Here is a 22,356-nt window from a genome sequence, read left to right as displayed (position 1 = left end):
CCGGTCCGGGAGGAGGGCCCGGGAGGGGGCGGGCGGGGCGCCGTGACGGGCCCCGCGCGCCCCGGACGTCATGCCGCTTCGATGATCTCCTTGCGTACGGCGGCGGCCCACTTCACGACCAGAAGCTCGTACTCGGCCCGCTCGTGGGCGGACAGGGAACCGCCCGCGCGTATCCATAACGCTCGGATCTGCTCGTTCAGTGCGGCAGCAGACCGCACGGAACCAGGGGTCAGGGAATCGGGGGACATGCGCACCAGCCTAGGGCCAGGGACTGACCGTGCGCTACCGGATGACTACCCATGCCGTATGTGGTTGGTCACGCCATAAACCTGCGGGAGCCGCCGAGTTGAGGTTCCGGTGCGGCGGACCCGGGCCTCACTGCCGCTCCGCCCACGTGTGCGACCAGGCGAGCAGGGGGCCCATCGCCGTCACGAGCTCGTCCCCGAGGGGGGTCAGGCGCCAGGTGGACGCGTCGGTGGGAGCGGCGATCCCCGCCTCGCGCAGCTCGGTGAGCCGGGCGGACAGCACGCTGGAGGACATGGCGTCGCAGCGCCGCTGGAGGTCGCGGAACCCCACGGGGGCACCGCCCTGGTGGAGCTCCCAGATCACCCGGAGCGTCCAGCGGCGGCCGAGGAGGTCGAGTGCGGCCATCACGGGGCGGCCGGTGTCCGAGCCGCGCACGGGCCGGCCGGGACGGGGCGTCGTGCTCACGCAATGCCTCCCTTCCTTGTCGGCTGCCTCACTGAACGGACAACTCTCCGAGTGGTCCGCCGCGTTCCGACTCTTGCGCTTCTGATTCAGAAGCGCAAGAGTCGACAGGCATGAAGCAGCGCATCGACGGCATCTCGCCGCCCTACGACCCTGACTCCGAGCGCGCCCTGCGCGGCTGGATGCCGCCCGGCGTCACCCGGGAACCCCTGATGCTCTTCAAGGTCCTTCAGCGCCACCCGAACCTCGCCTCCCGCATGCGCGCACTCGGCGCGGGCCTCCTCGTCCACGGCCTGCTCTGCGACGCGGACCGTGAGCTGGTCGTCGCACGGGTGACGGCCCGCTGCGGCTGCGCCTACGAGTGGGGGGTCCATGCGGCCGCGTACGCGCAGGCCGCCGACCTCACCCCGGAGCAGGTGCTCCTGACCGTGACCGGCGCTCCCGACGACCCGGCCTGGACGCCCCGCCAGAAGGCCCTGCTCACGGCCGTCGACCAACTCCACGACACGGCCCGACTCGATGACGAGGCCTGGGCCGGGCTGCGCGAGCACCTCGGCGAACGCGAGGCCCTGGAGTTCCTGGTCCTCGCGGGCTGGTACCGCACCATCGCGTACGTGGCCGGCGGCCTGGAGATCGAGCAGGAGCCGTGGGCGAAGGCCTTCCCGGAGGAGTGAACGCCCCAGCCGCACCGGGCGAGGTCCGCGCTTCTCGGCCCGGCCGCTTTTATTCGGGTGCCCGCGAGCGCCGGGCCCGCTACGGTCGTAGACGTCCAGGTGCGAAGGCAGCGGATACTTCTCCTCATAAGAGGGAAACGCGGGTTCGAATCCCGCCGCCGGTGAAGGCCGGTGTCGTCCAGTGGCCCAGGACGCCTTGTCGCCGCCGCCGAGTCAGACCTCCGGACATCGAGCACGGGCCGCCCGCCACGGGGGAATCAGGCGGGCGGCTTCGTCATGTCGCGATCCCCGGCGGGCGTGCGTCAGCCCGACGGCTTTGCCGTGTGCGCGCGTCAGCCCGACGACTCCGCCGCGTGCGGGCTCAGTACGCCCATGCTGACCAGCACGATGATCAGGATGCCGAGCGCGACGCGGTAGTAGACGAACGGCATGAAGCTCTTGGTCGTGATGAACTTCATGAACCACGCGATCACCGCGTACCCCACCAGGAAGGCGATGATCGTCGCGAAGACCGTCGGTCCCCAGGAGACATGACCGCTCTCGCTCGCGTCCTTCAGCTCGAACGCGCCGGAGGCGAGCACGGCCGGGATGGCGAGCAGGAACGAGTAGCGGGCCGCGGCCTCGCGGGTGTAGCCCATGAGGAGGCCGCCGCTGATGGTGGCGCCCGACCGGGAGACACCGGGGACGAGGGCCATGGCCTGGCAGATGCCGTAGATCAGGCCGTCCTTCACGGTCAGGTCCTGGAGCGACTTGCGCTCCTTCGCGGCCCGGTGCTTCCCGCCTGTCTCGTCACGCGCCGCGAGCCGGTCCGCGATGCCCAGGATGATGCCCATCACGATCAACGTGGTCGCCGTGATGCGCAGATCGCGGAAGGGCCCCTCGATCTGGTCCTTGAGGGTGACGCCCAGCACGCCGATCGGAATCGAGCCGATGATCACCAGCCAGCCCATCTGGGCGTCGTGGTCGCGTCGCATCGCCTTGTTCGTGAGGGAGCGGGACCATGCCGAGATGATCCGCGCGATGTCCTTGCGGAAATAGATCAGCACCGCCGTCTCCGTGCCGATCTGGGTGATCGCCGTGAAGGCCGCTCCCGGGTCCTCCCAGCCCGCGAACGCCGCGGTCAGCCGCAGGTGCGCGCTGGAGGAGACGGGCAGGAACTCGGTCAGCCCCTGGACGAGTCCGAGGATGAGGGATTCAAACCAAGACATGAATTACGTGATCCAAGTGCTGATGGCGGGAGCGCGGTGAATGGGCGGGCGGACGTGCCGTGTTGTCGCCTTCGGTGATCAGGCGCGCCCGGGGCAGCGTAGCGCCCCCGGGTGACCGGGCGACCACAGGGCCTCCCCGGCGGAGATCCCACGAGGTGACCGGGGTGTTGACCCGCGACGATGCCGCCGCTTACGTTTCCGCGAGGAGTGAAAGCGCTTGCTTCCGTCGGGACGCCGCCAGTGGCCGTCGCGACGGCCGGGCGTCTGCCAGATCCGCTGTTTCGTCCGATGGAGTGCTGATCCCGTCCATGCGTACTTCCCGCGACGCCACCACCAGCCAGACGCCCGAGCACGAGGACATCGCACACGAGAGCACGGAACACCCGAACCCCGAGAGCCATGAGAGCCCCGAGCCTCAGAGGCGGAGCCCGGCCCCGCTCGAAGGCCGCCGGATCCGGGCCGCCGTCATCGGCACCGGAGCCATCGCCTCCGGCAGCCACCTGCCCGCCCTCGCGGCGCTCGCCGCCGAGGGCGAGGTGGAGGTCGTCGCAGCGGTCGACATCGACGCCGCGGCGGTGAAGCGCTTCTGCGCGGACGGCGGTGTCCCGCACGGCTACACCGACCTCGACCGGATGCTGGCCGAGCAGCGCCCGGACCTCGTCACCATCTGCACCCCGCCCACCCTGCACCGCGACCAGACCGTCGCCGCGCTGCGTGCCGGCGCCTGGGTGTGGTGCGAGAAGCCGCCGGTACCCACGCTCGCCGACTTCGACGCCGTGGAGGCGGCGGAGGGAACCGAGGGCGGGCCGTACGCCTCCATCGTCTTCCAGCACCGCTTCGGTTCCGGCGCGCAGCACGTACGCCGCCTGCTCGCCGACGAAGCCATGGGGCGGCCCCTCGTGGCGCACTGCCAGACCACCTGGTACCGCAACGCCGCCTATTACGCGGTGCCCTGGCGGGGCAAGTGGGAGACCGAGGGCGGCGGCCCCGCCATGGGTCACGGCATCCACCAGATGGATCTGCTGCTGGACCTGCTCGGTCCGTGGAGCGAGGTACGGGCCATGGCCGGGCGCCTTGTGCACGACGTGCAGACGGAGGACGTCTCGACCGCGCTCGTACGCTTCGAGAGCGGAGCGCTCGCGACCGTGGTCAACAGCGTGCTCAGCCCGGACGAGGTCAGCCGCATACGCATCGACTGCGAGCGGGCGACGGTCGAACTCACCCACCTCTACGGCCACAGCAACGACAACTGGCGGATCACCCCGGTACCGGACGCGCCGGCCGAGGACGTGACGGCCTGGCAGGACTTCGGTGCCGACGTGCCCAGTTCGCACCTGGCCCAGCTGCGTGACCTCGTCACGAGCATGCGCGCGGGCGAACGGCCGCGCAGCAGCGGCGCCGACGGGCGCACCAGCCTCGAACTGATCACCGCTCTATACAAGTCGGCGTTCACGGACACGACCGTCCGGGCCGGCGAGATCCGCCCCGGCGACCCCTACTACACGGCCCTGCACGGTGGCGCGCCCGGCTGGGCACCCGCGACGCACGAGGAGGCATCGGCATGACCGCACGAGGCGGCCTGCGCATCGTCCACGCCCACGGCGACCGCATCACGGTCACCGAACCCACCACGGGCGTGGAGCTGTTCAGCTATGTCTACGGCCCGGAGGCGGCCTGGGAGGCCCCCAAGCCGTACCTGCACCCGCTCAGGACGCTCGCGGGCAACGTTGTCACGGACTACCGGCCCAACGACCACCGCTGGCACAAGGGTCTGCAGATGACCGCCTCGCACCTGTCGGGGGCGAATCTGTGGGGCGGCAACACATACGTCCACGGGGACGGGTATCTCGAACTCCCCGAGCGCGTCGGGTCGATGGACCACGTCGCGTTCGACCGGGTCGAGGCGGACAGCACGGGCGAGGGCGGCGCGGTCATCGCCGAGCGGCTCACCTGGCGTCCGTACGACGGCTCGCTGTGGGCGGAGGAGGAGCGCCGCGTCGAGGTGCACGACGTGGACCCGGCGGCCGGCTCGTGGGCGCTGACCTGGACGACCTCCGTCACCAACCGCCGGGACGAGCCCCTGCGGTTCGGCAGCCCGACGACGGCCGGGCGGGAGATGGCCGGCTACACGGGCCTGTTCTGGCGCGGACCCCGCGGCTTCCGGGACGGCCGGATCATCGGTCCCGACAGCGAGGGACCGGACCTGATGGGGCAGCAGGCGCCGTGGCTCGCCTACTCCGCGGAGCACGACGTCACCGACGGGTACGCGACACTCGTCTTCGCGCACGCACCCGAGAACGACCACACGGGCGACGGCGGCGCACACCCGGCCCACTGGTTCGTCCGCAACGAGCCGTTCGCGGCCGTCGCGCCCTCCTTCGCGTTCTTCGACGAACTGGAGCTCGCGCCCGGCGCCACGCTCACCCGCCGCTACCGCGTGGTCGTCGCCGACGGAGCCTGGGAGCGCGAGGAGATCGCCAAGTACCTGGAGGAGCACCCGTGGTGAGCGACGCCGAAGGGTCCACCGGCCCGTCCGAAGGCCTCACCGGCCCGCCGGAAGGCTTCGCCGGCCTTCCCGGCGGGGTCGCCGTCTCGCATCTCTCGGTGTACGACTGGCCCGCCGACGACGGGGTGTGCGGGGGAACTCCCCATCTGCACCTGACCTGTTCGGAGGCGTACGTCGTCACCGGCGGGCGCGGCTCCGTGCAGACCCTGACGGCCTCCGGGTACGAGGTCACGCCGCTCGCGCCGGGCACGGTCGCCTGGTTCACGCCCGGCACGATCCACCGGCTGGTCAACGACGACGACCTGCGCATCACCGTCCTCATGCAGAACAGCGGCCTTCCGGAGGCGGGAGACGCGGTCCTGACGCTGCCGCCGAAGTACCTGACCGACCTGCAGACGTACGCCGCCGCCACCGTCATTCCGGCGGACGCGTCCGAGGAGGAGAAGGAGCGCGTCGCCCGCGCCCGCCGCGACCTCGCCCTGGAGGGATACCGGCTGCTGCGGGAGGCGGACGGGCCCGAGCCCCTCGCCGCGTTCCACCGGGCCGCCGCGGCCCTCGTACGGCCTCGGCTCGCCGACTGGCGGGACCGGTGGCGGCGCGGAGCCGAGGCCGCCGCCGCGGCGACGGGCGCACAGCTCGACCGGCTGGAGCGGGGCGACGTGTCCCACCTCGCCGACGCCGCGGTGCGGGCCGAGCAGCCGTCGGCGTACGGGAAGTTCGGGATGTGCGGGCGGCTCGACGTGTACCGGGGGACGTGAACCGCTCCCCGTGCGCCCCGACGCGGACGCTCCGGGCGTCCGCCCCGGGGCTCGTGCCGCGGAGGCCACGGGGCCCGGGCGGCCGGTCGGGGGTACGGCCTCAGCGGGACTGGAAGTGGTGGCGTTTGCGCCAGGCGACGATCGCGCCCGCCAGAGCGGGGAGCGCGATGAAACCCATGGCGATCAGGAAGGCCGGAGAGGTCGGCGTGGAGGCGCGGGCCCCCGCGACGGCGTAGGCGGCGGTGTTGGGGATCGAGCCGAGCCCGGTGGCCAGCAGGAACGGGAACCAGCCCATGCGGGACACGGACGCGCAGTAGTTCGCCGCCCAGAACGGCACCCCGGGGAAGAGGCGCGCGGCCATCATCGAGCGGAAGCCGTGCCGGCTGAGCTGACCGTCGGCCGCCGTCAGCCAGCGGCCGCGCAGCAGGGGCCGCAGCGCGTCCTGCCCGAGTATCCGGCCGAGCCCGAAGGCCAGCCCGGCGCCGAGGACCGTGCCGCCGAGCGCGGCCCCGAGCCCCAGCTGTGAGCCGAAGAGGGCACCCGCCGCGAGGTTGAGGATCGGCCGGGGCACGAACGCGACCGTGCACAGCCCGTACGCGACCGCGAACACCAGCGCCGCCGCGGCGCCGTTCAGCTGGGGCGGCCAGCCGTCGGACAGCAGTCTCTGTGGCTCGAACAGCAGCACCGTCCCGGCGGCCGACAGCAGCAGCGCGATCAGGAGCGAGAGCCGGGACCACGGCGAGAGCAGTGCTCTCGTGCAGCGGGCGGCCAGGCCTCTCGGCGCGGCGGAGAACTCGACGGGGACGAGTTCCGTTGCGGGGAGTGGGGGAGTGACCGTGGCGGTGCCCCCAGAGCGGGTGGTGGCATCGAGCATCCGGTGACACTAACTGACCCATGTGTGTGATCGCCGTATGGTTCGTCTCATGGGCGTCACAGCTTCCGGAATGTCGGGTGACCGCTCGGAGCCGCCGCACAGCGCTCTCGCGGACACGGTGCTGGAGCGACTGACCGCCGCGTACGCCGCCGGCGCCGACCCGCAGCGGGCCGAGTCGGCGCGCGCCTACATGAAGGATGTCGCCCCCTTCCTCGGCCTGACCACGCCTGATCGCCGCGCGCTCTCCCGTACGGTCCTCGCGGGAACGCCCCGCCCGGACGAGGCCGACTGCACGGCGGTGGCCCTGCGCTGCTGGCGGCTGCCGGAGCGCGAGTACCAGTACTTCGCCGTCGACTACCTGCGCCGCAATGTGAGGTGTCTCTCGTCCGGATTCCTGCCCGTGGCCCGTCGTCTCGTCTCCACGGTCCCTTGGTGGGACACCGTCGATCTGCTCGCCTGCCATGTGGTGGGAGGCCTCGTGGCCGCCGACCCGCGCCTGCGGGCCGACATGGACAGATGGATCGAGGACGACGACCTGTGGATCGCCCGCACGGCGCTCCTCCACCAACTCCGGTACAAGGAAGCCACCGACACCGAACGGCTCTTCGCGTACTGCGTCCGCCGCTCCGGGCACCCCGACTTCTTCGTCCGCAAGGCGATCGGCTGGTGTCTGCGGGAGTACGCCAAGACGGATCCGGCGGCCGTACGGGAATTCGTCGCCCGCGAGCGGGACCGGCTCTCGCCGCTCTCCGTGCGCGAGGCGCTCAAGAACATCGGCCCCTGACGCACCAGCAGAAACACCCGGATCACGGCGGCCCGCGCCCGCGGAAAACCATTCGACGCGGCCGGACGCGTCGGCGATGATCGCCTCATGTTCCGGTACGCCTTCCCTCTCGCAGCGTCCGCAGTCGCGGATGCCCCGAAGGCTGCCGTCGTGACCACAGCGGCTGCCGCCGAAGGCGCCCGAAGCTGACCCTTCCCGGATAGTCCGGCGGACCCCGCAGGGGGAGGGTCGGCAAGTCCTCGGGGTCCCTGTCCCGGCCGCTGAGACGCCGGGGCCATCACTCAGCTCCGCTGACACTGAAGAGGCTTCGAGGTTCTGCCATGCCCAAGACGGCTTACGTGCGCACCAAACCACATCTGAACATCGGCACCATGGGTCATGTCGACCACGGCAAGACCACCCTGACCGCCGCCATCACCAAGGTCCTCGCCGAGCGCGGCTCCGGCACCTTCGTACCGTTCGACCGGATCGACCGGGCGCCGGAGGAGGCCGCGCGCGGCATCACCATCAACATCGCGCACGTCGAGTACGAGACCGACACCCGGCACTACGCGCACGTGGACATGCCGGGCCACGCCGACTACGTCAAGAACATGGTCACGGGCGCGGCCCAGCTCGACGGGGCGATCCTCGTGGTCTCCGCGCTCGACGGGATCATGCCGCAGACCGCCGAACACGTGCTGCTCGCCCGGCAGGTGGGCGTCGACCACATCGTCGTCGCCCTGAACAAGGCCGACGCCGTCGACGACGGCGAGGACACCGTCCTGGCGGACCTCGTGGAGCTGGAGGTCCGTGAGCTGCTCACCGCGCACGGCTACGGGGGCGACTCCGTACCGGTCGTCCGGGTCTCCGGGCTCCGGGCGCTGGAGGGCGACCCGCGGTGGACCGAGGCGATCGGCGCGCTGCTCGACGCCGTGGACACGTACGTGCCCATGCCCGAGCGGTACGTGGACGCGCCGTTCCTGATGCCGGTGGAGAACGTGCTGACCATCACCGGCCGCGGCACGGTCGTCACGGGCGCGGTCGAGCGCGGCACGATCAGGGTGGGCGACCGCGTCGAGGTGCTCGGTGCCGCCGTGGACACCGTGGTCACCGGGCTGGAGACGTTCGGCAAGCCCATGGACGAGGCGCAGGCCGGCGACAACGTGGCGCTGCTCCTGCGTGGCGTCCCGCGCGACGCCGTGCGCCGCGGACACATCGTCGCGGCGCCCGGCAGCGTCGTCCCCGGCCGCCACTTCTCCGCGCAGGTCTACATCCTGTCGGCGCGCGAGGGCGGCCGGACGACGCCGGTGTCCACCGGCTACCGGCCGCAGTTCTACATCCGCACCGCGGACGTGGTCGGCGACGTCGACCTCGGTGAGAGCGCGGTCGCGCGGCCCGGTGACACCGTCACGATGAGGGTCGAGCTCGGTCGCGAGGTGCCGCTGGAGCCGGGGCTCGGCTTCGCGATCCGTGAGGGCGGCCGCACGGTCGGCGCGGGCACGGTGACCGCCGTCGGCTGAACCGGCGCTGCCGGACCGGTGCCCGTCTCCCGTATCCGTACGGGAGACGGGCACTCGCGCGTCGCCGTCCGCCCGGTCCGGGAGCACGGGCGCCGGACACCGCCCGCCCGGAAAACACGGGTGCGCGTGCCGACGCCTCCGACCGAGGATGGGGGCATGACGAGCCAGCGACCACACCGAAGAGCCGGGATTTTCGCCGCAACCGAGGAGGACCGTCGATTCAGCACGTCCGCCACCGCCGACGAGCGCAGCCTGCTCGTCGACATCCTGGGCGCCCAGCGGGCGACGCTGGAGATGAAGTGCGCGGGTCTGGCGGGTGAGTTGGCCCTTCGGTCCGTGGAGCCCTCCACGCTCTCGCTGCTCGGACTGGTACGGCATCTCGCCGACGTGGAGCGCCGCTGGTTCCGGCGGGTGCTGGCCGGGCAGGACGCGCCCGCGCTCTTCACCTCGGCGGCGCACCCGGACGGCGACTTCGACGGCGCGGTCGCGGACCCCGCGGTGATCGCCGAGGCCTGGGCGGCCTGGCGGGCGGAGGTGGCGTTCTCCGAGGGCTTCGTGGCCGAAGCGCCCGATCTGGCCGTCGCGGGCGAGGACTCCTGGCGCGGGCCGGTGTCGCTGCGCTGGGTCCTCATCCACATGATCGAGGAGTACGCCCGGCACAACGGCCACGCCGACCTGCTCCGCGAGTGCGTCGACGGGGCCGTCGGCGTGTGACGTGCGGGCGCGGGACCGCGTGCGGCTCGGCGGGGACGGGGCCGCAGGGGCCGTGAGAGCCGGGATCGGAGGAGAACCGGGTCCGGTCATGCCCGTACGGGCACAATGGCCCCGTGGACGAGCCGATACCCGTGACCAGGACCGTGGATCACGGGACCGCCAAACTGATGCCGGACGTCGACCGGAAGCGGGCCTGGCTCCTGACGGTCGACGGGGCGCCCCAGTCGTACGTCGATCTGGACGAGCCGACGCACCTGGAGTTCGAGTACGCCCGCCGGCTCGGGCACGTCCTCGACGCGGTCGGGGAGCCCGGGCGGGCGCTGGACGTTGTGCATCTCGGCGGTGGCGCGCTCACGCTGCCCCGGTACGTCGCCGCGACGCGGCCCGGGTCGCGGCAGGACGTGGTCGAGGCCGACGGCGGCCTCCTGGACCTTGTCGTCGAGCAGCTGCCCCTCCCCGAGGACGCCGGAATCGTGCTGCACGGCGCGGACGCCCGTGCCTGGCTCGAAAACGCCCCCGCGGCCTCCGCCGACGTCCTGGTCGCCGACGTCTTCGGCGGCTCCCGGGTACCGGCGCATCTGACCTCGCAGGCGTACGCGCGGGAGACCGCGCGCGTCCTGCGGCGCGACGGCGTGTACCTGGCCAACCTCGCCGATGCCACGCCCTTCGCCTTCCTGCGCTCGCAACTCGCCACGTTCTCCACGGTGTTCGAAGAGCTCGCGCTGATCGCCGAGCCCGGCGTGCTGCGCGGCCGCCGCTTCGGGAACGCCGTGCTCGTCGCCTCGCACCGGCCGCTCGACACCGCCACCCTCATGCGCCGCACGGCCGCCGACGCCTTCCCCGCCCGGGTCGAGCACGGGGACACGCTGCGGGTCTTCATGGGGGACGCGCGGCCCGTACGCGACGAGGACGCGGTGCCGTCGCCGGAGCCGCCGGCCGGGGCGTTCGGCATCGGCTGAGGGCTTCCGGACCCAGGGATGCCAGGGATGCCGTGGTGGCCGCCCTCGTCCAGGACGGCGAACGCCGCCGCGATCGACGTACCCCGGCTGCTCGGGTCCGTCGTGATCGCGGCGGCGGTGGGATGCGCCGGGGACGCTAGCCGTCCGTCGGCGCGTCCTCGGTCAGGCGTACCGTGCCCAGGATCTTCTGGACCGTGGCCTCGGGGATCTCGTCGTCGACACCCTTGGCGCCGTACAGGTTCCAGGTGACGTAGTCACCCGCGCCGTTCTTGAAGGCGAAGGTGATCGCCTTGCCCTCGCTGTCGCACTTCTTGTTCTGGGGCGTGTTGCTGGAGTGCGCCGTGGCGATGCTGCCCTTGAGACCCGACTTGGTCGTGTACGGCTTCGCCTTGTCGAACTTCACGCTCTTCTTGTCGGGCTGCGTGTAGCCGCCGAAGATCCACCACGGCACACGGGTCTCGGCCGCCTCGGCCGAGTCCTTGGCGCCGTTCTCGCCGCGTGTTCCGGCGGTGGCCAGCGCCGTGTCCTCGTCGCGGCCGTCCTTGTCGTCGTCGCTGGTGCACCACTTGGACTTGAGGTAGGCGGGGGCGGTGACCGTGGTGCGGTCGGTCTTGCCCTTCTCCTCCCACTCGAAGCCGACACTGGTGTCGGCACTCTCGATCTCCCAGTCGGCCGGCACGTCGAACATCGTTCCGAAGCGGGGGTTGATGACGACCTTCCAGCCCGCGATCGTCGGCTTCTCGCCGTCCGCGCCGCGCGGGTTGTCCTCACCGGTGGACGCCGACGCGCTCGGGTCCTTGGCCGCGCTCGACGACGGCGACTGCTTCGCCTTGCCGCCCTTGTCGCCGCCTGCCTCGTCGTCCTTGTCGCCGCCGAGAACCAGCACGCCCGTGACACCCGCCGCGACGACGACGGCCGTGGCCGCCACGATCGCGACGAGTTTCGTCCTGTTCCCGCCACCGCCGCCCTCGGGGGGCTGCGGTGCGCCGGGCGCACTCCAACCGGGCTGCCCCGGCTGTGTGTAAGGGCTCTGCGGCTGAGGTCCGGTCTGCTGGAATCCGGGCTGCTGATACGGATTCGGCTGCTGGTACCCCGGCTGCTGATATGGGTTCTGGTTCGGGTCCTGCGGGTTCTGCTCGCCCCCGGGCGGCTGGTTTCCTGGCCACATGGCCAGTAACCCTAGTGCTGTCCCGGACACGGTTGGGTCACTGCCCCTCGTCAGGGACGTACCGGATCCGGAGGCAGATGGGTCCTTATGCGGACGCACCGGTACCGGGACTCCTCCCGCCGGGCCGAGTGAAGAGGGTCTCTTTCTGGCCATGCTTGGCTACTCGTGGGTAACGTGCGGCCATGAGCGCAGATCAGATGTCGATCGGCGAGATGCTCGCCGCCACGGTGCCGATGGTCCGGACCCTGAAGCTGGAGTATCTCGAGACCACTCCGGAGAAGGCCGTGCTCGCGCTGCCCGACCAGAGCGAGTACCACAACCACGTGGGCGGGCCGCACGCCGGAGCGATGTTCACGCTCGGTGAGTCGGCGAGCGGCGCGGTCGTGCTGGCCGCGTTCGGGGACCAGCTCGCACGGGCCGTACCGCTGCCCGTGACCGCCGAGATCGCCTTCAAGAAGCTGGCCAGAGGGCCTGTCACGGCCACCGCGACGCTGGGGCGTCCCATCGCCGACGTCGTCGCCGAACTCGACGCGGGAGAGCGCCCGGAGTTCCCGGTGGCGGTCGCCATCCAGCGCGAGGACGGCGCCGTGACCGGGGAGATGACGGTCCTGTGGACGCTCCGCCCCAACGGCTGAGCGATCTGCCCGTCACCCCTGGCCGCCGGTGCGGACGTCCGTCAGGGGTGTCTCGGGCGGCATGTTGTACGGCGTGACGACCTGGATCGCCGACGGGAGCGAGGGCGCGGGGTCGGCGGGCATGGCGTCATGGGCCCTTATGACGGCCTGGCAGGCGGTGCGCATGTCCTGGCGCAGGTCGTGGTGGAGCACCGCGGAGAGGCGCCCGGCGCGCAGCAGACGGGCGTTGTCGTGGTCCAGGTCATGGGCGACGAAGACGTCACAGCGCCGGCCGACGGCGTCGAAGGCTTCGAGCGTGGCGTTGTTGCCCCCGCCCATCGAGTAGACGGCCCGGATCTCGGGGTCGTGCCGGAGCGCGGCGAGCACCAGGTCGTACTGGGTGGCGTCCAGGCCGTCGCTGTCGGTGACCTCGACGAGCCGCCGGGCCGGACGCAGCGTGCGCATCGTGGCCCGGAAGCCCATCTCGCGCTCCTCCTCGCCGCGGAAGAAGCCGCGGCTGATGGTGGTGAGGACGTGCCCCGGGCCGTCGCCCAGCCACTGGCCCATCAGATATCCGGCGGTGGCGCCGGCCGCCCGGTTGTCTATGCCGACGTAGGCGAGCCGGCCGCTGGCGGGCAGGTCGGTCACCAGGGTCACCACCGGGATGCCCGCGGCCACCAGCCTGCCGACGGCCGCCGTGACCTCCGGGACGTCCGGGGCCTTGAGGATCACGCCCTGTGAGCCGCGGCGGGCGATCCGGTCCAGCGTCGTGATCAGGTCGTCCGGCGCGCCCGTCTCCCGGAAGTGGAACCGGCAGCGCAGCACGGCCGGGCTCAGCGACGGCAGTTCGGCCTCCAGCGCCATGCGCACCGCCGTGGAGAACCGCTCCGGGGTCTGCATGACGATGTCGGTCATGAAGGTGCGGCCCGTCAGCCGGACCTGCGTCCGCTGCCGGTCCAGGTCCGCGACGGCCTGGTGCACCGAGCGGGCCGTGCTCTCGCGGACCCCGCCCCGCCCGTTCAGGACCCGGTCCACGGTCGCCTCGCTCAGGCCCGCCTGACGAGCGATCTCCCGGATCGCGTACGGGTGGCCCATTCTCCGGCTCCTTGAGGGGTTTTTGATGGCTCACTGACGATTGCTTGAGGGGTTCGGCGACACAAGAATGACATCAACGCGTCGCCGCGACACCGGAAGGGGTCGCCGCGATCTCCGAAAGGACGACGATGTCCCGCACCCTTTCAGGACCCCGGACGTGGCTGTCCGTGGACGACTGCGACCTCGAAGGCTTCCGCGAGCTGGTCGAGCGGGGCACCGACCCGGCCGACCACCCGTACGCCGCCTCCGTCGAGCGGAACGTGCCGCTGTACGACAGTGAGAGCCTGCGCGCCGGGATCCGGACGCCCGAGGGCCGTCGCCGCGTCCAGGCGGAGCTGGTGCACGCGCTGGCCGACGGCCCCGGCATCGTGGTGTTCCGGGGTGCCTTCCCCGACCGCGGGGTCCTCCGCCGCATGAGCGAGGCCTTCGACGCCCTGATCGCCGAGCAGCGTGCCTCGGGCGCCACCGCGGGCGACCACTTCGCCAAACCGGGCGCGAACGACCGTGTCTGGAACGCGCTGGAGAAGGCGGCCCTGCTGGACCCGGAGGCCTTCGCCGACTACTACGCCAACGACGTCCTCGCCCTCGTCTCCGACGCCTGGCTCGGCCCCGGCTACCAGGTCACCTCGCAGGTCAACGTCGTGAACCCGGGCGGCGCCGCGCAGACCGTGCACCGGGACTACCACCTGGGATTCCTGAGCGACGAGGCCGCCGCCGCGTATCCCGCGCACGTGCACCGCCTCTCGCCGGTGCTGACGCTCCAGGGCGCGGTCGCCCACTGCGACATGCCCGTCGAGTCCGGCCCCACGATGTACCTGCCGCACTCGCAGAAGTACGAGAGCGGCTACCTGGCCTGGCGGCTGCCCGAGTTCCGCGCGTATTTCGAGGCGCACCACGTGCAGCTGCCGCTGGCCGAAGGGGACGCGGTGTTCTTCAACCCCGCCCTCTTCCACGCCGCCGGACACAACACGTCGCCGGACATCCGCCGCATGGCCAACCTGCTGCAGGTCTCCTCCGCCTTCGGGCGGGCCATGGAGAGCGTCGACCGGCAGGCCATGACCAACGCCGTCTATCCGGTGCTGCTCAGGCGCAAGGCGGCGGGCGCGAGCCAGGAGTGGCTGGACACGGTCGTCGCGTCCTGCGCGGAGGGCTACCCCTTCCCGACCAACCTGGACTCCGACCCGCCCGTCGACGGGCTGGCCCCACCGTCCCAGGCGGACCTCGTCCGCCGTGCCCTGAGCGAGGACCGGGCCCCGGACCACCTGCGTGACGCGCTGCGGTCCGCCGCCGGGCGCCGCGAGAGCTGAGGAGGCAGCAGAGCATGGGACTTCTCGACGACAAGGTCGTCCTCGTCAACGGCGGCAGCCAGGGCGTCGGCGCGGCCGTCGCCCGGGCCGCGGCCCGGGAGGGCGCGACCGTCGCCGTCACCGGCCGTCGCCCCGAGCCCGGCGAGGCGCTGGTCACCGAACTGACCGGGGCCGGCGCCAAGGCCCTGTACGTGCGGGCCGACCTCTCCGACGCGCAGCAGGCACGTGGCAGCGTGGCCGAGGTGATCGCCGCGTACGGCCGGGTCGACTGCCTGGTCAACTCCGCCGGGCTCACCTCGCGCGGGACGCTCCTCGACACGACCCCCGAGCTGTTCGACGCGCACATCGCGATCAACCTCAAGGGCCCGTTCTTCGCCATGCAGGCCGCCGTGGCCGACATGGTGGCCCGCAAGGCGCCCGGCACGGTCGTCAACATCATCACCAGCTCGGAGCACGGCGGACAGTCCTTCCTGGCCCCGTACGTGGCTGCCAAGGCCGGACTCGCGGGACTGACCCGCAACGCCGCGCACGCCCACCGCTGGGACCGGATCCGGATCAACGGCCTGAACATCGGCTGGACGGCGACCGAGGGCGAGGACACCACCCAGCGCACCTTCCACGACGCGGGTGACGACTGGCGCGAACAGGCGGCGCGGCGACTGCCGATGGGCAAGCTCGGCCAGCCCGACGAGATCGCCGACTTCGTCGTGCTGCTCCTCTCCGACCGCAGCGGTGTCGTCACCGGCTCGGTCATCGACTGGGACCAGAACGTCCTCGGCGGACTCGACTGAGCCGCCGCGCGACGGACTCGGCCGAGCACTTCGGCACAAGCACGCAAGCAAGCAAGCACGCACGCAGGCAAGTAAGTACGCAGGCAAGCAAGCACGCAGGCGAACAGCAGACAAGCACCAAGCACGTGAGCAAGGAGCCCTGAACCATGCGCATCGGCATCCTCGGCCTCGGCCGGATCGGCGCCTTCCACGCCGAGACCCTCTCCCGGCTCGACGCGGTCGAGTCCCTCGTCGTCGCCGACCCGTACCGGGCCGCGGTCACGGCGGCCGTCGAGCGCTTCGGCGCCGAGGCCAAGGACTCGCCCGAGGCCGTACTGGCCGCGGGCGTGGACGGCGTGGTGATCGCCGCCGCGACCGACGCCCACCCGGGCCTGATCCTCGCCGCCGTCGAGGCGGGCGTGCCGGTCTTCTGCGAGAAGCCCGTCGCCCGCACCATGAAGGAGGGCGTCGAGGTCCTCGACGCCGTGCGCGACAGCGGCGTCCAGATCCAGATCGGCTACAACCGGCGCTTCGACGCCGGGTTCGTGGCCGCCCGCGCCGCCGTCCTCGGCGGCGAGCTCGGCCCGCTGCACACCGTACGGTCCACCACGCTCGACCCGGCGCCGCCCCCGGCCGCGTACATCGCCGCCTCCGGAGGCATCTTCCGCGACTGCTCCGTGCACGACTTCGACATCATCCGCTGGGTCACCGGGCGCGAGGTCACCGAGGTGTACGCGACCGGCAGCAACCGCGGAGAGCCCTACATCGCCGAGGCCGGTGACGCCGACACCACCGCGGCGATCCTCACCCTCGACGACGGCACGCTCGCCGTGGTATCCAACTCCCGGCACAACGCGCGCGGTTACGACGTCCGCATGGAGCTCCACGGATTCCGGGACAGCATCGCGGTCGGTCTGGAGGACAAGCTGCCGCTGCGCTCCGTCGAGCCCGGTGTCACCTTCCCCGCGGGCACTCCGCACGACTTCTTCATGGACCGCTTCACCGAGGCGTACCGTGCCGAACTGAGCGCGTTCACCGATGTCGTCGCCGGCCGGCGGACCTCGCCGTGCACCGTCGCCGACGCGCTGGAGGCGGGCTGGATCGCCGACGCCTGCACGCTCTCCCTGCGTGAGCACCGCACCGTGACGATCGAGGAGGTACGCGGCGTATGACGATTCCGGCCGAGCCACTACGCATCGGAGTGCTGGGCGCCGCCCGCATCGCCGATCTGTCCCTCGTCGGCCCGGCCCGCGCGACCGGCCACCGCCTCGTGGCGGTGGCCGCCCGCGACCGGTCCCGGGCCGAGGCCTTCGCCGCCGAGCACGACGTCGAACGGGTCGTGGACTCGTACGCGGAACTGATCGCCGACCCCGGGATCGAGGTCGTCTACAACCCGCTCGCCAACGGCCTGCACGGACCGTGGAACCTTGCCGCGCTCGCCGCGGGCAAGCACGTGCTGACGGAGAAGCCCTCCGCGAGCAACACGGAGGAGGCCGTCGAGGTCCGGGACGCCGCCGACAAGGCGGGCACCGTCTTCATGGAGGCCTTCCACTACCTCTTCCACCCCGTCACCCGGCGCCTGCACGACCTGCTGGAGTCCGGGGAGCTGGGCGAGCTGCGGCACGTCGAGACGCTCGTCGCCGTCCCCGCCCCGCCCGACACCGATCCGCGCTGGTCCCTGCCGCTCGCCGGCGGCGCGCTCATGGACCTCGGCTGCTACAGCCTGCACGCCCTGCGCATGCTCGCCCCCTGGGCGGGCGGGGCGCCCACCCTGGTCGAAGCCAGGGGAGGCGGCCGCGAGGGCGCCCCGGAGGTCGACGAGTGGCTGGACGCGGACCTGGCCTTCCCGAGCGGCGCCACCGGTTCCGCCCGCTGCCACATGGACTACAGCGAACTGCGGATGACCTGCCGGATCGTCGGCTCCCTCGGCGAGGCGACCGCGATGAACTTCGTCCTGCCGCACCGGGACGACCGCGTCGTCGTCCGCACGGCGTCGGGGGAGCGGACCGAGCAACTCGGCAAGCGGTCCTCGTACACCTACCAGCTGGAGGCGTTCGCCGCCCATGTGCGCGGCGGGGCGGCGCTGCCGCTCGACGCGCAGGACGCGGTGGCCACCATGAGCCTGATCGACGACTGCTACCGCGGGGCCGGCTTCTCGCCCCGGCCCCGTACGGAGCTTCCGCGCGCGTGAGCGTCCGGCGGCGTCGCCGGACTCGCCGCCCCGGGCAGGAACCCGCCCCGGTCCGTCGTCCGCAGGCCGTCGTGGGCTGGTCGCGCAGTTCCCCGCGCCCCTGAGGGGGGTGGCCCGATCGGGCCACCCCCCTCAGGAGCGTTGTTGCCGCTGTGCACGGCTCAGGCGTAGAAGGCCGGGCGTTCCACGAGGTCGACCTCGACGCGGCCGCCCTCGGTCTGGGCCCGGACGCCCGCCTCGCAGACCGCGGCCGTGGCGTACCCGTCCCAGGCGCTGGGTCCCGTGACCTCGCCGCGCCGGGTGGCGTCCACCCAGGCCTGCATCTGGCGGTCGTACGCGTCCTCGAAGCGCTCCACGAAGTCCTGGGCGATGGTGCCTCCCCAGCGGCCCGCCATGTTCGTGACCAGGGCGTGTCCGTCACCGATGCGGGCCGTGCCGCGCTCGCAGACCATCTCGGCCTGGACCTGGTACCCGAAGCCGCAGTTGACGTTGATCTCGACGTCCACGATTGCGCCGCCGGCGGTCTCGAACACCACGAACTGCGGATCCTGCAGGCCTTCCGGCGCGTTGCCCGACGGTGTCGGCTTCAGCACGGTCACCGCGGTGATCTCGTGACCGAGCAGCCAGCGGGTGATGTCCATCTCGTGCACGACGGAGTCGTTGATGAGCATCTCGCTGGTGAAGCCGGGCGGGGTCGCGACGTTGCGGTGGCGGTTGTGCAGCATCAGGGGCCGGCCCAGCTGGCCCGTCTCCAGCAGCGCCTTGAGCTTCGCGTACTCGGTGTCGTAACGGCGCATGAAGCCCACCTGCACCCGGCGGTGCCCGAGCTTCTGCTCGGCCTCCAGGACGCGCAGCGCCGAGGCCGAGCCCGGCGTGAGCGGCTTCTCGCACAGCACGGGCAGGTCGTGCTCGAAGGCGGTGAGCAGGGCCGCCTCGTGGGCGGGGCCCGGCGAGGCGATGAGGACGGCGTCCACACCGTCCGCGGCCATCGCGGCGGCCGGGTCGGTGTACGCGGAGCAGCCCTCGACGCCGTCGGCGATGCGCTTGACCCGTTCCGCGTCCACGTCCACGACGGCGACCACGCGGGCCCCGTTGGTCACCTCGCTGAGCCGACGGACATGATCGGCGCCCATCTTCCCGGTGCCGATGACGGCCACGCCGAGCGTTCCGCGCTGAGCCATGGTCGGTTGATCCCTTCTCAGGCGCCGCAGGAGCGCAGGAACGTGCGGGTGCGCACCGCGATGGGCAGGGGCTTGTCCGGCGGACAGGGGTACATGTCCTGCTCGACGATGGCGAACAGGTCGACGCCGAGCTTCTGGGCGGCGGCCAGCACCGGTTCCAGGGCGGGGACGCCGGCCGGGGGCTCGCACATCACGCCGCGCTGCACGGCGGGGCCGAACGGGATCTCGTTTTTGACGACGTCGGCGAGGATCCGCGGATCGACCTGCTTGAGGTGCAGATAGCCGATGCGCTCGCCGTACGTCTCGATCAGCTTGACGCTGTCTCCGCCGCAGTAGGCGTAATGGCCCGTGTCCAGACAGAGGTTGACCAGGCCGGAGTCGGTCGAGTCGAGGAAGCGCTCGACGTGCTCCTCGGTGTCGATGTGCGTGTCGGCGTGCGGGTGCACGACGATGTCGAGCCCGTAACGCTCCCTGACCTCGTGCCCCAGCCGCTCCATGCCCTTGGCCAGGTACGACCACTGACGGGCCGTCAGGTCGGGCGGCTCGATCAGCGCGGCGGTCTTGTCGTCCCGCCAGAACGACGGGATGACCACGAGGTGCTTCGCGCCCATGGCCCGGGTCAGTTCGGCGACCTGGCCGACATGCTCCCAGGTGGCGTCCCAGACGTCGGGGCCGCGGTGCAGCGCCGTGAAGACCGTCCCGGCCGACACCCGCAGGTCTCGTTTGGCCACCTCGTCCGTGAGCCTGGCCGGGTCGGTCGGCAGGTAGCCGTACGGGCCGAGCTCGATCCAGGAGTAGCCGGCCTCGGAGACCTCGTCCAGGAAGCGTTCCCAGGGCACCTGCTGGGGATCGTCGGGGAACCAGACGCCCCAGGAGTCCGGAGCCGAGCCGACGCGGATTCGGTCGAGCGCGCCGGCCATCAGGACGTGCCCTCGGACGCGGGGAGGGGCGCCTGGAGGTCCGCCTCCTCGGGGAGTTTGTCGACGTCGACGCCGCGGACCTGGGCGAGTTCGTGTTTGAGGGCGGCGAGTTCGGCGCCGCCGGCCATGTGGTTGGTGAGTTCTTCGAGGGTGACGTCGCTGCGGGCGGCGGAGAGTTCCATGGTGCCCAGGCGCAGGACGCTGAAGTGGTCGCCGACCATGTAGGCGTGGTGGGGGTTGTGGGTGATGAAGATGACGCCCAGGCCGCGGTCGCGGGCGGCGGCGATGTACTTGAGGACGACGCCGGACTGCTTGACGCCGAGGGCGGCGGTGGGCTCGTCGAGGATGAGGACGCGGGCGCCGAAGTAGACGGCGCGGGCGATGGCCACGGACTGGCGCTGGCCGCCGGAGAGGGTGCCGATGGGCTGGTCGAGGTCGTCCAGGACGATGCCCATGTTGCGCAGTTCCTGGTCGGCGGTCTCCTTCATCTTCGCGATGTCGAGGCGGCGGACGGGCCAGGGGCCCTTGGTCATCTCGGAGCCGAGGAAGAAGTTCCGCCAGACCGGCATGAGGGGGACGGTGGCGAGGTCCTGGTAGACGGTGGCGATGCCCTTGTCGAGGGCTTCGCGTGGGGTGCTGAGGTGGACGGCGTGGCCGTCGATGAGGAACTGGCCCTCGGTGTGCTGGTGCAGGCCGGAGATGATCTTGATCAGGGTGGACTTGCCGGCGCCGTTGTCGCCGAGGACGCAGGTGACCTGGCTGGGATACACGGCCAGGTCCACGCCGTGCAGGGCGCGGACGTTGCCGTAGGCCTTGCCCGCGCCCTTCAGCTGGACGACCGGCTCGGCGTCCCCGGGCCTGTCCTGGACGGCGGTGGCCCCGTTGGGGGAGGTGTTGTCGGTGGTCATGGCGTTACCTCCGGGTGGCCTGGCTGCGGACCCACAGATTGACGAGGGCGGCGAGCAGGAGCATGACGCCGAGGAAGGCCTTGAACCAGTCGGGGTTCCAGTTGGCGTAGACGATGCCCTGGGAGACCATGCCGAAGATGAAGGCGCCGATGACGGGGCCGATCGCGGAGCCGTATCCGCCGGTGAGGAGACAGCCGCCGATGACCGCGGCGATGATGTAGAGGAACTCGTTGCCCACGCCCTCGCCCGACTGGACGGTGTTGAACGAGAACAGGATGTGCATGCCGACGAACCAGGCGCCGGCGCCGACGCCCATGAACAGGGCGATCTTGGTGAAGGTGACGGGGACGCCGACCGCGCGGGCGCTGTCCTTGTTGCCGCCGGTGGCGAAGATCCAGTTGCCGAACTTGGTGCGCAGCAGCAGCCAGGTCGCGGCGGCGGCGAAGACCAGCCAGTAGAAGACGGTGATTTTGACGTCGACGCCGCCGATGCCGATCTCGGAGGCGAAGACCTTCTTGGCCTGGTCGAAGCCGTCCATGTCGCTGATCGAGTCGGTGGCGACGTTCCCGGTGAAGATCTTGGTGATGGCGAGGTTGGCGCCCTGCAGGATCAGGAACGAGCCCAGGGTGATCAGGAACGACGGCAGACCGGTGCGTACCAGCAGGTAGCCGTTGAACGCGCCGATGGCCAGCGACACCACCAGGGCGACGATGACGCCGACCCAGATATTCATGGAGAGCTGGAAGCTCCACATGCTGGCCGTCAGAGCGGAGGTGGTCACGGCCACGCCGGCGGACAGGTCGAACTCGCCGCCGATCATCAACAGCGCCACCGGCAGGGCCATGATGCCCATCACCGACGACTCGTAGAGCACGTTGGCCAGGGAACTGGCCTCGCGGAACGGCGAGGCGACCGCGAAGAAGAAGACGTAGACGGCGATCGCCGCGATCAGCGCGCCGATCTCGGGACGGGCCGCCAGCCGGCGGGCCAGTGACCGCTGTGAGGTCCGGCCGTCCTTGGGGGCGGCCGGCGAACCCGGCGACGAGGAACTCGTCGCCGGTGCCGTTGCCTGGGTCATGGGTGTCACCGAGTGCCCTTCGCGGCGAACTTCGCGATGTCGGCCACGTTCTCCTTGTCGACGAACGCCGGACCGGTCAGCACCGGCTCCTGGCCACCACCGCTGAAGTTGCCGTTCGTCTTGTAGAGCCACAGGGCGTCGACCGAGAGGTAGCCCTGCAGGTACGGCTGCTGGTCGACGGCGAACTGGATGTCGCCGTCCTCGATGGCCTTGACCATCTCCTTGTTGAGGTCGAAGGTCGCGACCTTCGCCTTGCTGCCCGCGTCGTCCACGGACTGCACGGAGGTCAGCGCGAAGGGGGCGCCGAGTGTGACCACGTAGTCGATCGAGCTGTCCTGCTTGAGCTTGGCGGTGATCGTCGACTTCACGGACGGCATGTTCGTGCCGTTCACGTACAGGTTCGTGGTCTTGCCCTTGAACGTCTTCTTCACACCGGC

General features: G+C 71.4%; 24 protein-coding genes. 13 read left to right on the top strand and 11 right to left on the bottom strand.

What is annotated here, in order from left to right:
• Positions 1-68: 68 nt before the first annotated feature.
• Both KUF83_RS38970 and KUF83_RS38965 read right to left on the bottom strand, forming a co-directional pair.
• Positions 69-248, bottom strand: a complete 180-nt coding sequence (locus KUF83_RS38970; protein WP_217459836.1) for a hypothetical protein — start codon at positions 246-248, stop codon at positions 69-71.
• A 127-nt stretch (positions 249-375) separates the two neighbouring features.
• Positions 376-651 (bottom strand): helix-turn-helix domain-containing protein, encoded by a 276-nt coding sequence (locus KUF83_RS38965; RefSeq protein WP_217459885.1) that lies wholly within the window; start codon positions 649-651, stop codon positions 376-378.
• A 170-nt stretch (positions 652-821) separates the two neighbouring features.
• On the opposite strand from KUF83_RS38965, the gene KUF83_RS38960 reads away from it, so the two are divergent.
• Positions 822-1,382 carry a carboxymuconolactone decarboxylase family protein gene (locus KUF83_RS38960; RefSeq protein ID WP_217459835.1) on the top strand — a complete coding sequence of 187 codons (561 nt, stop codon included), beginning with the start codon at positions 822-824 and terminating at the stop codon, positions 1,380-1,382.
• Positions 1,383-1,714: 332 nt separating this feature from the next.
• Here KUF83_RS38960 and KUF83_RS38955 read toward each other — a convergent pair whose 3' ends face one another.
• Positions 1,715-2,590: an undecaprenyl-diphosphate phosphatase gene (locus KUF83_RS38955; protein WP_217459834.1), complete on the bottom strand. Its 876-nt coding sequence runs from the start codon at positions 2,588-2,590 to the stop codon at positions 1,715-1,717.
• A gap of 308 nt (positions 2,591-2,898) precedes the next feature.
• Here KUF83_RS38955 and KUF83_RS38950 point away from each other — a divergent pair, with 308 nt between their 5' ends.
• The 3 genes from KUF83_RS38950 to KUF83_RS38940 are packed head-to-tail and all read left to right on the top strand — an operon-like array spanning position 2,899 to position 5,854.
• The gene (locus KUF83_RS38950) at positions 2,899-4,155 is read left to right on the top strand and encodes a Gfo/Idh/MocA family protein (RefSeq protein ID WP_217459833.1); all 1,257 of its coding nucleotides are present in this window, start codon (positions 2,899-2,901) and stop codon (positions 4,153-4,155) included.
• Positions 4,152-5,096, top strand: a complete 945-nt coding sequence (locus KUF83_RS38945; protein WP_217459832.1) for a PmoA family protein — start codon at positions 4,152-4,154, stop codon at positions 5,094-5,096. The genes KUF83_RS38950 and KUF83_RS38945 overlap by 4 nt, the downstream gene beginning before the upstream one ends.
• Positions 5,093-5,854: a cupin gene (locus KUF83_RS38940; protein WP_308403350.1), complete on the top strand. Its 762-nt coding sequence runs from the start codon at positions 5,093-5,095 to the stop codon at positions 5,852-5,854. The genes KUF83_RS38945 and KUF83_RS38940 overlap by 4 nt, the downstream gene beginning before the upstream one ends.
• 100 nt (positions 5,855-5,954) lie before the next feature.
• Here KUF83_RS38940 and KUF83_RS38935 read toward each other — a convergent pair whose 3' ends face one another.
• Complete coding sequence (locus KUF83_RS38935) at positions 5,955-6,728, bottom strand: TVP38/TMEM64 family protein (RefSeq protein ID WP_217459831.1); 774 nt, start codon at positions 6,726-6,728, stop codon at positions 5,955-5,957.
• 49 nt (positions 6,729-6,777) lie between these two features.
• Between KUF83_RS38935 and KUF83_RS38930 the strand changes: the two genes are divergently transcribed.
• The 4 genes from KUF83_RS38930 to KUF83_RS38915 all read left to right on the top strand — a co-directional run bounded on the left by KUF83_RS38930 (position 6,778) and on the right by KUF83_RS38915 (position 10,687).
• On the top strand, positions 6,778-7,512 hold the full coding sequence (locus KUF83_RS38930) for a DNA alkylation repair protein (protein WP_217459830.1): 735 nt from the start codon (positions 6,778-6,780) through the stop codon (positions 7,510-7,512).
• A gap of 320 nt (positions 7,513-7,832) precedes the next feature.
• A complete protein-coding gene (tuf, locus tag KUF83_RS38925) occupies positions 7,833-9,014 on the top strand; it encodes an elongation factor Tu (RefSeq protein WP_217459829.1) in 1,182 nt (393 codons plus the stop codon).
• Positions 9,015-9,170: 156 nt separating this feature from the next.
• A complete protein-coding gene (locus KUF83_RS38920) occupies positions 9,171-9,728 on the top strand; it encodes a DinB family protein (protein ID WP_217459828.1) in 558 nt (185 codons plus the stop codon).
• 113 nt (positions 9,729-9,841) lie between these two features.
• Positions 9,842-10,687: a spermidine synthase gene (locus tag KUF83_RS38915; RefSeq protein ID WP_217459827.1), complete on the top strand. Its 846-nt coding sequence runs from the start codon at positions 9,842-9,844 to the stop codon at positions 10,685-10,687.
• Positions 10,688-10,823: 136 nt separating this feature from the next.
• On the opposite strand, the gene KUF83_RS38910 is transcribed toward KUF83_RS38915, so the two are convergent.
• On the bottom strand, positions 10,824-11,855 hold the full coding sequence (locus KUF83_RS38910) for a hypothetical protein (protein ID WP_217459826.1): 1,032 nt from the start codon (positions 11,853-11,855) through the stop codon (positions 10,824-10,826).
• Positions 11,856-12,052: 197 nt separating this feature from the next.
• On the opposite strand from KUF83_RS38910, the gene KUF83_RS38905 reads away from it, so the two are divergent.
• Positions 12,053-12,490 (top strand): DUF4442 domain-containing protein, encoded by a 438-nt coding sequence (locus tag KUF83_RS38905; protein ID WP_217459883.1) that lies wholly within the window; start codon positions 12,053-12,055, stop codon positions 12,488-12,490.
• A gap of 12 nt (positions 12,491-12,502) precedes the next feature.
• Here the strand turns inward: KUF83_RS38905 and KUF83_RS38900 are convergent, their stop codons facing one another.
• Positions 12,503-13,564, bottom strand: coding sequence for a LacI family DNA-binding transcriptional regulator (locus KUF83_RS38900; protein ID WP_217459825.1), 1,062 nt, complete (start codon positions 13,562-13,564; stop codon positions 12,503-12,505).
• A gap of 128 nt (positions 13,565-13,692) precedes the next feature.
• Between KUF83_RS38900 and KUF83_RS38895 the strand changes: the two genes are divergently transcribed.
• From KUF83_RS38895 to KUF83_RS38880, 4 genes are all read left to right on the top strand, one after another.
• Positions 13,693-14,871 carry a phytanoyl-CoA dioxygenase family protein gene (locus KUF83_RS38895; protein ID WP_217459824.1) on the top strand — a complete coding sequence of 393 codons (1,179 nt, stop codon included), beginning with the start codon at positions 13,693-13,695 and terminating at the stop codon, positions 14,869-14,871.
• 14 nt (positions 14,872-14,885) lie between these two features.
• Positions 14,886-15,662, top strand: coding sequence for an SDR family oxidoreductase (locus tag KUF83_RS38890; protein WP_217459823.1), 777 nt, complete (start codon positions 14,886-14,888; stop codon positions 15,660-15,662).
• A 146-nt stretch (positions 15,663-15,808) separates the two neighbouring features.
• On the top strand, positions 15,809-16,813 hold the full coding sequence (locus KUF83_RS38885) for a Gfo/Idh/MocA family oxidoreductase (RefSeq protein ID WP_217459822.1): 1,005 nt from the start codon (positions 15,809-15,811) through the stop codon (positions 16,811-16,813).
• Complete coding sequence (locus tag KUF83_RS38880) at positions 16,810-17,832, top strand: Gfo/Idh/MocA family protein (RefSeq protein ID WP_217459821.1); 1,023 nt, start codon at positions 16,810-16,812, stop codon at positions 17,830-17,832. The genes KUF83_RS38885 and KUF83_RS38880 overlap by 4 nt, the downstream gene beginning before the upstream one ends.
• Before the next feature lie 161 nt (positions 17,833-17,993).
• Here the strand turns inward: KUF83_RS38880 and KUF83_RS38875 are convergent, their stop codons facing one another.
• The 5 genes from KUF83_RS38875 to KUF83_RS38855 form a co-directional block, all read right to left on the bottom strand.
• On the bottom strand, positions 17,994-19,013 hold the full coding sequence (locus KUF83_RS38875) for a Gfo/Idh/MocA family protein (RefSeq protein ID WP_217459820.1): 1,020 nt from the start codon (positions 19,011-19,013) through the stop codon (positions 17,994-17,996).
• A gap of 17 nt (positions 19,014-19,030) precedes the next feature.
• Positions 19,031-19,933, bottom strand: coding sequence for a sugar phosphate isomerase/epimerase (locus tag KUF83_RS38870; RefSeq protein WP_217459819.1), 903 nt, complete (start codon positions 19,931-19,933; stop codon positions 19,031-19,033).
• Positions 19,933-20,841 carry an ATP-binding cassette domain-containing protein gene (locus KUF83_RS38865; protein WP_217459818.1) on the bottom strand — a complete coding sequence of 303 codons (909 nt, stop codon included), beginning with the start codon at positions 20,839-20,841 and terminating at the stop codon, positions 19,933-19,935. The genes KUF83_RS38870 and KUF83_RS38865 overlap by 1 nt, the downstream gene beginning before the upstream one ends.
• Positions 20,842-20,845: 4 nt before the next feature.
• Complete coding sequence (locus KUF83_RS38860; RefSeq protein ID WP_217458084.1) at positions 20,846-21,919, bottom strand: ABC transporter permease; 1,074 nt, start codon at positions 21,917-21,919, stop codon at positions 20,846-20,848.
• A gap of 5 nt (positions 21,920-21,924) precedes the next feature.
• On the bottom strand, positions 21,925-22,356 hold a 432-nt coding region (locus tag KUF83_RS38855; protein WP_217459481.1), incomplete at its 5' end, for a substrate-binding domain-containing protein.

This window comes from Streptomyces sp. BV286, assembly GCF_019090165.1.
Classification (GTDB): Bacteria; Actinomycetota; Actinomycetes; order Streptomycetales; family Streptomycetaceae; genus Streptomyces.
Note: the sequence above shows the minus strand (reverse complement) of the source record. Positions and strands in the feature narration are given on the sequence as shown.